This is a genomic window from Bacillus sp. 05T31 (assembly GCF_056396725.1).
Genome location: NZ_JBFTMA010000062.1, coordinates 1 through 11,999, shown reverse-complemented (window position 1 = coordinate 11,999; position 11,999 = coordinate 1). Strand labels below are relative to the sequence as shown.

The following is an 11,999-nucleotide window of genomic DNA, read 5'->3' as shown; positions in this document are numbered from 1 at the left end:
GGATATTACCGTGCAGGACATTAAAGACCGCGTAAATGTACAGAAAATGCCGGAGACGGTTATTCAAGAACTAATAGAGTACTATGCAGTTATTGCTAGAAAGTATTTAAGAGTTAAGCCGGAGAATCCAATGAAAGAAATCATCCAAACAAGTAAACTAGCCTGGCTTTCTTTTCCTGCTGAATCTATAGCAAAAGTAACTCATGTTAGTTCTAAACAAGATATGACCGATTCTATTACTGTAAATGGGCGTATTGTTTATGGTTTATCCGAAAATCAGTTATATGAATTCGAATATAAGAATATATGCACCCGCTTCTTACAAGATTAAGCCTAATGATCGTATTCACTTCAAAAGTGAAGAATTAGGTGTTGATTATACGTTTGAAGTAAAAGGAGAACCGCGTAATCCTGCGTTTATGAATCATCACATTGAAATTTATTGCGAAAAGGTATGATGCTATATGGCTAATTCAGTAGAAATTGAGTACTCAAGCAATATGGAGCAAATAAAGACGCATATTAACGCTATGTGTGTTGAAAAAGTCACAGCAGCATCTATTCATTTACAAAATCAAGTTAAGAAGAATCTCACAGGTAGCCGTAGCGGTAAACAATACAAAATACCTCATACGAGTCGTAAATATACTGCTTCTAAACCAGGTGAAGCTCCTGCTGTTCGTACCGGTGACTTGTTAAATTCGATTAAATACAATGTTAAACGGTCACAATCAGAGGTATTGGGTGCAGTAGGAAGCGATTTGCAGAAAGCGATATGGCTTGAAGCTGGTACAAGTAATATGGAAGCCCGTCCATTCCTATTAAAAGCGTTTGAAAAAGAGCGCAGAGAGCTTAAAAGAATGATGGGAGGGTAATTGTATGTCTAATGCTATTGCAGCTATTAGAACAATTGTGGAGAACGATGAAATAATAAAAGCTAATCTATCAGAATATGGTGAAGGTGAAGACAAAGGTCCTGCTCTTTCATTCCAAACTGCACAAGATGATATGGAAATGCCTTATGTAGTTATGAGAATTGAAGCAGATAATCCGGATGATGTTGAAATTATAGATCGTATGATTCTGAATTTCGATGTGTATTGTGATAATGGGGATTATGATAAGGCAAAGTTAATTGCTACACGTATTGAGAAGTTACTAGATAGAGAAGTTGGTTTAAAAGATGATGGGATACTTTCTATACATCGTGCCGGTAAACTGCCGGTACCAGATGAAGACCCATCTATCATTCATATAAATGCGAAATTTCTTGTCCGAACCATGCGAACGGACTTGTATTAGGGGGTAGGACAAATGAGCTGGAAATTAATTAATGGTGTCCGTGAAGGGACAACTGATAATTTTGTTATCGGCCCTGGTGTCATGTACAAAGGTTTTAAGAGTGTAAAAGAATTAGGTGAACTTGTAGGAGCGACTACAGGCGGCACTAAAGTAGGTTTTGACCGTGAGTATTACGATGCAGATATTGATGGCGTACTAGGTAAAATGGTACGCGGTAAGTGGTTGCTAAAAGATGAACCTCATGTAGAACTTACACTAGTTGAATTTACGAAAGAAAATCTGCAGTTAGCTTTACCTGGTATGACAATAGATAGTACTACAGAAACAGACTACGATATTATGAAACCTTCTAATGATATTCCTGATTCAAGTTACCATGATATAGCATTAATCGGTATGATTTCTGGAAGTGAATCACCTGTTATCTTTGTAATTCGTAATGCGATGGTAGTTTCATCTATTGAGGTTGATCTAAAAGATGGTAAAGGAACGGTTGGCTTGAAATGTAAGTTTATTGGTCATTACAGTGAATCTGCACCATCTACACCGCCATATGAAATTTACTTACCGAAGAAAAAGAAAACAACAACACTAAAAGCACCGGCTACCGTATAAATGGTAGTCGGTTTTCTATTACATAAAACGAGCTAAATGCTAAAAGGAGAGAACGGAATGGCTTCTATTTTAGAGAAAATGATGAATAACGGTACAGAAATTACAATCATGGGTGTAAAAGTGGAAATGCGACGTTTAAATGTAACTGATGTTTGGCGATTTGCTAAGATCATTTCAAAAGTTGGACGCAGTGCAATGGCCAACTTCGCTGATTTTGGTAAGGATAAGCAAGAAATGGATGAACTAACTAAAGTAGCAGAAGCTCTTCCAGAAGAACAAAAACAAGCGCAGTTAGCTGCACTTAAAGAGAGGCAGCAACAAAAAGGATTAGAGTTCGCGTTCCGTGTTCTAACGATGATTCCTGCTTGCGAAGATGATTTCACAGAGTTCTTTGCTAGTTTATTAAAAGTAAAAGCAGAAGAGTTTCGACAGTTCCCTCCGGAAGCAATGGTTGCTGTTATACAGGGCCTATTAGAAAGTGAGGACTTAATGACTTTTTTCAACCAGGTCAAGGGACTCGTGAAAGTTCAGAGCGAGAAATGGAGCAAACCAGCAGCAGCTCAAATGCAAGCGTAAACGAAGATACAGATGAATATTTAGAGGAAGCTGAACAAAACATGTTACGTGCTTTCGATAAGATCCAGAAGCGGTATGGATGGACAGATGAATATGTCTTATCCATACCTTATTCGCGTTTAATGGATTTATTTTCATTAATTGCACAAGAAGAGCAGCAAGAAGAACTAAATGAGTGGAAGAAGATGGCGTTCATTGGCTTTCAAACTCGTCAGCTTGAAGAAGGTACTACTTTCAACGATTACCTTCAAGCTTTTGGACTTACCGATACTCAAGACGACAAAGAGTCATCGTATGAGATGGGAGAAGTATGGACGAAAGAAGCATGTGAAGCGCACGTTGAGCAGATTATGGCTCAATTCCAAGAAGACGACGATGAGGAATAAAAGGGTAATAGACCCCAGCGAAGGGGGTGCATAAATGCTCGCTGAAATGTTCCAATTGTTCGGAACGATTGGTATTAAAGCAGAAGGTGCTTATAAAGATTTACAGCAATTCGAAGATCGTGTACAAAAAACTGCAAACGGAATGCATGATAAATTCCAAAAAGCAGGGGAATCAATTAGCCATGTAGGTAGCAAGATGCAAGAAACAGGCGCTAATATGACCGCTGGTGTTTCATTACCTTTAGCTGGTATTGGTGCAGCAGCTGTTAAAGTAGCATCCGATTTCGATACTTCACAAAGGAACATCCAATCTTCTTTAGGTCTTACTGAAAAAGGTGCTGAAAACCTTGGTAAAATCGCAAAAGAAACCTGGAAGGATGGATTTGGGCAAAGTATTGAAGAAGTAGATCAATCCCTCATAAAGGTTTATCAGAATATGAAGGAAGTTCCTCATGAAGAATTAGAGGAAGCTACAAAGAGCGCTATGACACTGGGTAAAACATTTGATTCTGATATCAATGAAGTAACCCGTGGTGCAGGGCAATTAATGACAAATTTCGGTATCTCTTCAAAAGAAGCATTCGACCTATTTGCAGCTGGTGGGCAAGAAGGATTGAACTATTCGAATGAGATGTTTGATAATGTGTCCGAATATGCGCCGTTGTACAAACAAGCTGGCTTCTCTGCTAACGAGATGTTTACCATTATGGCAAACGGAACCCGTGATGGCAGTTATAACCTCGATTACATTAACGACCTTGTAAAAGAGTTCGGTATTCGTGTACAGGATGGTTCAAAAGGTGTAGCTAATGCTTTTGCTGAAATGTCTCCCGAAACACAAAAAGTATGGGATAACTTCAACAAAGGTAAAGGTACTTCTGCAGATGTATTTAATGCTGTTTTAGGCGACTTAGGGAAAATGGATGACAAAGTAAAAGCCAATCAACTAGGTGTCGCAGTATTCGGTAGATGATAAGTTGTGCCGAATTAAAATCGCGGTATAAAGCAAAGAGGGTGCGAATCCTAATTTGAACCGAAGGCTATGCAAAGTATGGCCAGGGGCAGAGCATAGAGGGTGAAAAGATATAATCCCTCCACGAGACCGCGACACTAATAAGTGAAAACGTATGCCGAGCCGAGGATGAATTGACATCCTATTATGCGGAGGAATCCCCGGAAGTAGAGGATAAAAAGCCTTTACGATAACAAAATTGACAAAATGGGAAGACATGGGTGCTCAAGCTGTCTTAGGACTTAATGATGCAAATGGTGCATTAGGTGATGTTGAGGGCACGATGGGCAAAATGCAGAAGACGCAGCAAGAAGCCTTTGGTGTTCGATGGCAAAAGTTAATACGTACTACGATGGCATCATTAGAACCGTTAGGACAAGCTATCTTAGATATTGCAGAAGTGGCACTTCCTCCAATCATTAAAGCAGTAGAAGTTGCTGCAAAAGCGTTTAGCTCTATACCAAAGCCAATTCAAATTGGTATCGTAGCAATTTTAGGTATGGTTGCTGTATTAGGGCCATTAATTGCAATGATGGGCTTTATGACAAGTGGAGTAGGTGCATTTGTCGGATCGTTTAGATTCCTTGTGCCAGTATTAACAAAGGTTCCTTTGCTATTTACAGGTATATTAAAGCTCGGACCAAGATTAATAAGTATGTTCGCCATGATAGGAAGAGCAGTTGCTTTCTTAGGGAGTACTGCATTTGCTGGACTTTTAAAAGTAGGACCTAAACTTATTGGGATGTTTGGCGCAATAGGTAAGGCGCTTGCTTTACTGGGACGAGCTGCGATGACATTACTCATGAATCCCTGGACTATTGCAATATTAGCTATTGTTGGATTAGTATATTTAATTTATAAAAACTGGGATGATGTCGTTAAATACACAAAGCAAGTCGTGAAATGGATAGGTGATGTTTGTTCTAAAGGGTGGGATGCAACCGTAAAAGGTGCAAAATCCGCTTGGAATGGGTTGTCTAAATTCTTTTCCGGCTTCTGGGAAGGTACGAAGAAAGTCTTCCATGCATCCGTATCATTTCTAGGTAAAATCCTAGAGGGTGCGTGGAAAGGTATCACTGCAGTAATAAAGTGGCACATCAATACATGGAAAAAAATATTTGAAGTTGGTTGGAATGTCATTAAATTTCTGTTTAATGCTGCTTTAAATGCTATAAAAAGCGTTGTTAAATTCGTATTAGAAGGCATTAAAAATATAATTTCATTTTACGTTAAATTTTGGCAGACGGTTTTCAGAGTCGGGTGGAATGTCATTAAGACAATCTTTACCACTGTACTTAATTTCTTGAAATCGTTTGTTCGTGCTGCATTTGAATTCATAAAAAATGTGATTTCAACAGCGATGAATGTTATTAAAACTATTATTTCTGCAGCATGGAATTTTATAAAAACAGTATTTGTTACTGTATTGAATTTCATTAAAACCACTGTTCAAAATGCATTCAACTTTATTAAAAATATAATCATTACCGTAATGAATGCGATTAAAAATTTCATTCAAGCGGCTTGGAATTTTATTAAGGATACGATCATTGGAGCAGTTCGAGCTTTCGTTAATTTCGTAGTTGATAATTTCAACAAAATTAAAAATACGATTTTTAGTGTTGTTGGGGCGATTAAAGATTTCATAGTAAATAATTTCGCTACGATTAAGAAAGCTATTACCGGTACTTTTACAGGTATTGTAGATATCGTAAAAGATGTATTTGGTAAGGTAGGCAACATTGTAAAAAATGTAGCAAAAGATGCAGTCAACTGGGGAAAAGATATTATTGCTGGTATTGGTGAAGGTATGGCTGCGATGGGTGGCTGGGTAGCTGATAAAGCAAAAGGCGTAGTCAGTGGAATTCCCAAAGCTGTTAAAAAGTTCTTTGGTATTCGAAGTCCTTCACGCCTAATGATGGAATTTGGTGGATTTATTACAGAAGGTCTGGGTGTAGGGATGGAAAAAATGATTCCTGCAGTAGATAGAGCTTCTGAATTACTAAATAAAGCCGTTGTTCCACCTAAACCAATGAAACTAGTAACCGATGTATCTACTCAAATTGGACAAATGGGAGCACGTTCCGCTGATTTGATTGGTAAGACTGCACATCCATTTGCTGGACAAACCCACGTTGAGAAGAAAACAGATAAAGGTGTTACGATTCAAAATGCTACTTTCAAAGTTGCTGTTGAAAAACTACAAAATGCAGAAGACTTTGTGAAAATGAGAAAGCTGCTACAAAACGTAGTTGCTGATGATCTAATGGGAATGGCGGTGCGAAATGTATGAGTATATTAAAAACATTGCATAGAAGAGCTGGCTCATACCATCTCTTAGGGGATGCAACAAAGTTAAAAAACACAATTCAATATACCATTAATTTCTCATGGCCAGGGACATATAACTTTTCATTTATGTCCCAAGTTCCTATTGGCTCTGATGGCATGTTACCAGATAAATATTTTATTGTTCGGGTAAATGGTATTGAGAGATTTAGAGCAAGAGGTGCTTATGACTGGGAAGCCAGGGAAATCTTTGTTGGTGCAGGGCCACAGACAATTGAATTTACAACAAGTGGTTATGGTTCTTCTGATGTAGCGTATATACGAGATGTTCATTATTATGCATTTGGACATGTACCTAATATCGAAAAGATTGAACAAACAAAATTGCCGAAATCACTAGACGGCTTAAAAAATTATAATGTTATGCATGGATATCCGCGCTTCCAAAGTGCTGGAAATAAAGGTTGCGAAGTAGAATTTACTGTTTTATTCAACGATATCAGTCACTGGCGTGATTTCATGAGAGAAATATATCGTCCTCATATTATCACCGGCGATTATGGTACGTACGGGGGTATTATTCCACCGAATGAAGTAGATGCAATACGAAAAGGAACGCTAGTAATAGCAAAATGTAAATTAACATCTATGTCACAAGCAGGTATTGGAGTTGATGGAATATGAGAGAAGGATCTATTTCTTTAATTAGAATGTTGGGGAGCTATTTCCAAGTTGGGAATAACTCGCCTAATTTAATTGTTTATATGAAAAAAAGGGACTCTTCTTCTTCTTATGTACAAGTACAACACCGTGTAACCGGCTTAGAAGTGCAGGAGAATGCAGACCAGTTTGCTAGTACATTTACTATTACCTTCGCAAATGAATATGGGGAAATGGCTCCGGATAACTGGTATGGTAAGTTTTCTTCTATTCAAGAATGGTTCTATAACAGTGAGGTAACAAATACAAACCAGCTATATCCACAGACTGAATTTAAAGTGTCTATTGGCTATGGTGATGAAGCTTTACCATATATACATGGTTTTGTATCTGATGTAAAAGTAAATGCCGAGAGTGGCACCATTTCAGTAACCTGCACAACATCATATAAAAAGGTTCTGCATAAATCAGTAATTCCTACACCAGGATCTGATGAAATTGTTGCACCAACCGGCAATGTTTATGATGTGGTGAAGTTTTTCTTTGAAAAGGCAGGAGTTACACTGCACGGCAGCGGAGTAAATATTCCTGGTACCAATCAAAGTTGGATTGTTGAAGGAGCAACAGGAAAGAGATTTCAAAAATGGGATGAGATTGTTCGCGACATTATAGATACAACATTCCATTACATTAAACACGAACCAGATGGCAGTTGTACGTTTATGAAAATGCCAGACTATGCAATTAACGAACCTGCAAAGTTTAGCTTTAGAGAAGGCGAGAACCTTATTTCATTAGATATGCAGCTAACGGACCAGGATATAAGTAATAGCATTGTTGTTAAATGCGGAGATTACGCAAATGGATTTCTTAATTCGTTTCTATTAAAAAATGTATCACAGGGTGATTTACGAGAGGAAATGATAGAAGTTCCATGGGCCACAACATTCTTTGCAAGAAGAGCAGTTGCTGCAGCTTATCATTTAAAAGCAATTCAGAAGTTCAGAACATTAACAGTTGCAGTCGTTGGGGATCCACGGATTCAATTATTTGATGTAGTTTCTGTTTTCAATAGAGATTCTGGCCAACAGTGGAATTACTTTGTTAAAGGTATTAATACAATGGTATCTGCAGACGATGGATTCTATCAAACTTTAGATTTAACAGTTAACTATGGGTATGAACCTGCTCCATATACAGATATAACTGGTATTACAGTAAACATTGATACGCTACGATTAAAACTTTGGGATTGGGATTTAGAAGATGGCGACTTATTAAATATTTATTGTAATGATAAGTTAGTTGAAGAAAATTATTTCATCCGGAACAATCCAACATATGTTGATATTCCACTTGAGTATGGCGTGAATATTATCGTATTCGAAGCAGTTCGGAACCCTAAAGGGATTCTTACAGGACGTTTACAAGTACTAGATACGCAGAATAATATCTTATTTGATTATGGTTCTTTACCAGATTTATCATTTCCTCGGGTAAATCAAGATGCAAATCACTATTATATCCAACGACCAGCCAAAACGTGGTCTGTTACGAGGGTGAACTAGGGGTGATTCTATGATAATGCAAAAAAACTTATATGATCCTATTATGTATTTGATGAAAGGATTAATTGATAGGCAAATATATACCGGTGGTAAACCAATGCCTGGGAATGACCCAAATGACGTATTTAAAGAAGGTATGACCGAAGGATATACGCTTATTCGTGACGGTGCTCGTCTATCTGCAGTCGATGGTGATAAATATCTGCATTATGATTTAGCTTTTAATGCGCACGGTATGCTAGAAAAGGTTCTTGTCTCCCATAAAGTAACCGGAAAAGAGATGGAGATACAATTAATATATAATGCACAAAAACAATTAGAGCGTGTGCAGCCGCGACTTCTTAATAAAGGTAACGGCATACTATCTGATTTACCAATTCCCGATGTGTCGTAATGATGCACGGGAATTTTTTAATACAAGAAAAAGGGTGATTGCTCTTGTTTGAAACAACTTATTTAGCCGGTGGGCGATTAGATCCACCTTTTCATCCGACCAAAGCAGAACCTTTTATACCTGGTTTCATTATGGATTCTACATCATTTAAAACGGATGAAAAGAAATATACATTACCTGCAGATATGGAGATTTACGCAATTAGCGTTAGTTCCTCTATCTATGAATTAGATGATAAATGGGATTTAATCGTGAACGGGCAAACTATTTGCCAAGATATTTATACAAAGCGTCTTCCGGAAGGTATGCATTTTATGGTTTATAAAGCAGTAAAAGCAGGAGACACAATTGTATTTCGATTCCATAACCAAGGGATTCTTGATAAAACGGTATGGTTTGAATTGCACTTTTTAAGATAAGGGGGCGTACTCATGAGTTTTGCAGTTACATACATGGCTGGTGGAAGATTTGACGCACCTTACTTTCCAACAAAAACAGAGCCATTTATACAAGGGCGAAGAGTTGGAATTCATGATGAGCTTCATGTAGATAAATTTTCATTACCATTCGAAACGGAAATGATTGCTTTTTCTGTTGCTGCTTCACATTACAGTGATACGGACTATTGGAATTTATTTATTAATGGCCAACAAGTATTTAAAGAGGTTTATGTAAAAGATGTGCCGGAGGGATTTAATTTCTCCGTTGTAAAACCAATACCTGCTAATGCAGAGCTAAAGTTCGAATACCACAATGCATCTGCAGAGAAAAAAGCTATATGGCTTAATTACCAACTATTAAGAGATTAGGAGCGTGAAATAGATGGCATACGTTGAAAAAATGTATACAGAAGGCGAATTCCAAGACGAAATTGTTAAATTGGTAATCGCTAACGGATGGAAGAAAGTAAAATCGTTTTTCAGAGCAGTTTATCCAGATATGGATCAGAAATCTGACGATGATACAAAGTTTGAATTCGGCATGAGTAAGCACATGCTAGTAAAGAACAATAGCGGTTCTATTTATGGAATTGCTCAAATTTCAAAATGGTCACTTAAAAAGACAGAGATAAAATACAACTTTACAAATGAAGAAGGCAAGAAAGCTTTTGCTGAAGACGGTAAGAAACGTTTGGAAAGCGGCAGAGATCGTTCTTGTTTTTATGTATATATGATTGAAAAAGAGCCAAGTGTTGCTGATGAGGGTGTTCTTGTTCTCCCTTATGAATCTATTAAATTTGAGAAAACATTATTAKATGTTGAATTAACTAAGATAACAGTTACTACAAAAGTAAGTCCAGGTATCGGTGGAACTTCTTACAAAGTTTACTCTTACGATGAAGCAGAAACACAAGTCATGATGTCTCCTTGGGTGAAAGTAACGTTAAGAAATACAAACTTGCAAGGTATCGATGCGAAAACAAATTGGTGGCCAGATTCATTGGTTCGAATTAATGGCCAAGTTGATGAAAGTCGCGTCGTCTTATTAATCCAAGCAGATAATACACCAGCTTTTGAAAATAATGTAGTTCCAGTTACACCGCTTTACATGGGGCAATTAGAGAGTTACGCAAATGATGATACATTAGGTGATGCATTGTGGGCAGGAACCGCATTCGATACAGGCAATGAGGATGCATCACATAAATTCGATTTTAACGACCCGAAACCATATAGAAATGTAGAGTCCTATATGCCTGTTATGAAGTCATATCCGCGTTCTCCAGGTAACGGCATCGATAACGTAATTATTAAACGTTCACGATTGGGAGCGAGGTACCAGGCTCATTATATTGCTTGGAATGTAGCGCCTAACGCAATGCCGCCAGATCGTGTAGGGAAAGACGGTGGCCAATACTCACTATCATGGCAATCGCAGGACAATGACGAATACAAATATCAATTTAACCCGTCTGTTTACAGCAATAAAGTACATACTTCTCGCGCTTATATCGTTCATCCAGATGAAGGTGTGCGTGGATATTTACCTTATATGATCCTATTGTCTCCGCTAGGTCTATTAAATGGCGATAGATTAAAAGTTAGAAAGAATACTTGTCCGGATTCACACGACATTTACAAATTCTTTAATGTAGATGCTATTTCACCAATTACAAAAAGACCTGCTACAGCGTATCGTCCTGCTGGATTAGGTATTTTCGAGAAAACAGTATAAAGGAGTGTACATATATGTGGTTTGATAAAGTCGTATATCTACAAACATTACCGCAAGAATTAGAGAAACTATTTGCTGATAACGGTTGGAAACGAACGCTATTTTTCCAAATCAAGAGCGGTATTTCAAAATTTATCGATGTAAGGTTGTTTGAATCGTTAGGAAGTGATGGAGAACGTAGAAGATTCGGTATTGCAAATGCGTATGATACTGCTGATTCTGATTTCACTGATAGCCGGTTTATTTCTGCAGATTCTCCACTTGGTAAATTAGGGATGGGTGATGGAGTGAAGAAAGACTTCTCCATTCCTGTTTTCCCTGTTCTTGGCCCTTCTGTAATTGTATATGTAAATGGGTTTGAGCAAGAAAAGAGTAAATATAAGGTAGATGCAACTACTGGTAAAGTAACATTCACTACTGCTATTGCGAAAGGCGATAAAGTAACGTGCGAATACAGATTAGCTACCAACACATATGAACCGAATAATGATATGCTGCTATTCACTTTCAATCGATATTTCATCGAAAAAGAGATCCTTTCCGGTGATAAATTAGGTGAATTAGGAAAAGGCGATGGAACGAAAAAGAACTTTGCATTCCCATTCCCTAACTTCGATGAAAGCAGAACCGTAGTTTACAAGAATAATATTATTGTTGACCCTAGTGAGTATTCTTTCACAGAAAAAGAAATTGTATTTAAAACTGCACCTGCAGCAGATACAACAATTAAGATTAGCGGTATATATTTCTTATTACCAAAAGAAGACGGGACACTGGATGCATTAACCGCAAAAACAAGCTTTGATGTACAAAAGATGGAGAGCATTATGGGGGAAGTATATTCGACAATTAACTTTGTAAATCCATCCCCTTATACATCGATTAGTTTTACACCAGAGCAGCGTTTCTCTAAAGAATTGAATCGTGACTCTGTTGTTTATCTGTATGGAAATGCAAATAAAGACCGCATGGTTATGTTTATGCGTGTAGATCCAACACCTAATCCGGTTCGTGCCTTATTC

12 protein-coding genes and 3 pseudogenes are annotated in these 11,999 nt (G+C 37.6%); all 15 read left to right on the top strand.

Features of this window, described 5'->3' with window-relative positions; genetic code table 11:
• Positions 1 to 301 (top strand): annotated as a pseudogene (locus tag AC1DJR_RS06425) (hypothetical protein); the annotation flags it as partial.
• A gap of 163 nt (positions 302 to 464) precedes the next feature.
• Positions 465 to 875: an HK97-gp10 family putative phage morphogenesis protein gene (locus AC1DJR_RS06420; RefSeq protein ID WP_085313693.1), complete on the top strand. Its 411-nt coding sequence runs from the start codon at positions 465 to 467 to the stop codon at positions 873 to 875.
• Between the two features lie 4 nt (positions 876 to 879).
• Positions 880 to 1,302, top strand: a complete 423-nt coding sequence (locus AC1DJR_RS06415) for a hypothetical protein (protein WP_215552418.1) — start codon at positions 880 to 882, stop codon at positions 1,300 to 1,302.
• Between the two features lie 12 nt (positions 1,303 to 1,314).
• Positions 1,315 to 1,917 carry a hypothetical protein gene (locus AC1DJR_RS06410; protein WP_002136000.1) on the top strand — a complete coding sequence of 201 codons (603 nt, stop codon included), beginning with the start codon at positions 1,315 to 1,317 and terminating at the stop codon, positions 1,915 to 1,917.
• A gap of 57 nt (positions 1,918 to 1,974) precedes the next feature.
• Positions 1,975 to 2,493, top strand: coding sequence for a hypothetical protein (locus tag AC1DJR_RS06405; protein WP_002136002.1), 519 nt, complete (start codon positions 1,975 to 1,977; stop codon positions 2,491 to 2,493).
• On the top strand, positions 2,457 to 2,879 hold the full coding sequence (locus AC1DJR_RS06400) for a hypothetical protein (protein WP_002136003.1): 423 nt from the start codon (positions 2,457 to 2,459) through the stop codon (positions 2,877 to 2,879). The genes AC1DJR_RS06405 and AC1DJR_RS06400 overlap by 37 nt, the downstream gene beginning before the upstream one ends.
• Before the next feature lie 34 nt (positions 2,880 to 2,913).
• Positions 2,914 to 3,846, top strand: a pseudogene (locus AC1DJR_RS06395) (phage tail tape measure protein); the annotation flags it as partial.
• Positions 3,847 to 4,090: 244 nt separating this feature from the next.
• Positions 4,091 to 6,184, top strand: a complete 2,094-nt coding sequence (locus AC1DJR_RS06390; RefSeq protein WP_321537518.1) for a hypothetical protein — start codon at positions 4,091 to 4,093, stop codon at positions 6,182 to 6,184.
• Positions 6,181 to 6,864 carry a hypothetical protein gene (locus tag AC1DJR_RS06385; RefSeq protein ID WP_147740340.1) on the top strand — a complete coding sequence of 228 codons (684 nt, stop codon included), beginning with the start codon at positions 6,181 to 6,183 and terminating at the stop codon, positions 6,862 to 6,864. Before AC1DJR_RS06390 ends, AC1DJR_RS06385 begins: the two co-directional genes overlap by 4 nt.
• Positions 6,861 to 8,408, top strand: coding sequence for a hypothetical protein (locus AC1DJR_RS06380; RefSeq protein WP_477002239.1), 1,548 nt, complete (start codon positions 6,861 to 6,863; stop codon positions 8,406 to 8,408). Before AC1DJR_RS06385 ends, AC1DJR_RS06380 begins: the two co-directional genes overlap by 4 nt.
• Before the next feature lie 10 nt (positions 8,409 to 8,418).
• On the top strand, positions 8,419 to 8,802 hold the full coding sequence (locus tag AC1DJR_RS06375; RefSeq protein ID WP_000605844.1) for a hypothetical protein: 384 nt from the start codon (positions 8,419 to 8,421) through the stop codon (positions 8,800 to 8,802).
• Positions 8,803 to 8,846: 44 nt separating this feature from the next.
• Positions 8,847 to 9,221 carry a Low copy number virion structural protein gene (locus AC1DJR_RS06370; RefSeq protein ID WP_085313700.1) on the top strand — a complete coding sequence of 125 codons (375 nt, stop codon included), beginning with the start codon at positions 8,847 to 8,849 and terminating at the stop codon, positions 9,219 to 9,221.
• Positions 9,222 to 9,233: 12 nt separating this feature from the next.
• Positions 9,234 to 9,611: a hypothetical protein gene (locus AC1DJR_RS06365; RefSeq protein WP_002167168.1), complete on the top strand. Its 378-nt coding sequence runs from the start codon at positions 9,234 to 9,236 to the stop codon at positions 9,609 to 9,611.
• Between the two features lie 13 nt (positions 9,612 to 9,624).
• Positions 9,625 to 10,977 carry a hypothetical protein gene (locus tag AC1DJR_RS06360; protein WP_477002238.1) on the top strand — a complete coding sequence of 451 codons (1,353 nt, stop codon included), beginning with the start codon at positions 9,625 to 9,627 and terminating at the stop codon, positions 10,975 to 10,977.
• 14 nt (positions 10,978 to 10,991) lie between these two features.
• A pseudogene (locus AC1DJR_RS06355) lies at positions 10,992 to 11,999 on the top strand (hypothetical protein); the annotation flags it as partial.

Excerpts from the sequence above, each read along its gene's own strand:
- AC1DJR_RS06420 (WP_085313693.1), top strand. The coding sequence starts at position 465 with ATGGCTAATTCAGTAGAAATTGAGTACTCAAGCAATATGGAGCAAATA.
- AC1DJR_RS06405 (WP_002136002.1), top strand. The coding sequence starts at position 1,975 with ATGGCTTCTATTTTAGAGAAAATGATGAATAACGGTACAGAAATTACA.
- AC1DJR_RS06365 (WP_002167168.1), top strand. The coding sequence starts at position 9,234 with ATGAGTTTTGCAGTTACATACATGGCTGGTGGAAGATTTGACGCACCT.
- AC1DJR_RS06380 (WP_477002239.1), top strand. The coding sequence starts at position 6,861 with ATGAGAGAAGGATCTATTTCTTTAATTAGAATGTTGGGGAGCTATTTC.
- AC1DJR_RS06410 (WP_002136000.1), top strand. The coding sequence starts at position 1,315 with ATGAGCTGGAAATTAATTAATGGTGTCCGTGAAGGGACAACTGATAAT.
- AC1DJR_RS06400 (WP_002136003.1), top strand. The coding sequence starts at position 2,457 with ATGGAGCAAACCAGCAGCAGCTCAAATGCAAGCGTAAACGAAGATACA.
- AC1DJR_RS06415 (WP_215552418.1), top strand. The coding sequence starts at position 880 with ATGTCTAATGCTATTGCAGCTATTAGAACAATTGTGGAGAACGATGAA.
- AC1DJR_RS06385 (WP_147740340.1), top strand. The coding sequence starts at position 6,181 with ATGAGTATATTAAAAACATTGCATAGAAGAGCTGGCTCATACCATCTC.
- AC1DJR_RS06375 (WP_000605844.1), top strand. The coding sequence starts at position 8,419 with ATGATAATGCAAAAAAACTTATATGATCCTATTATGTATTTGATGAAA.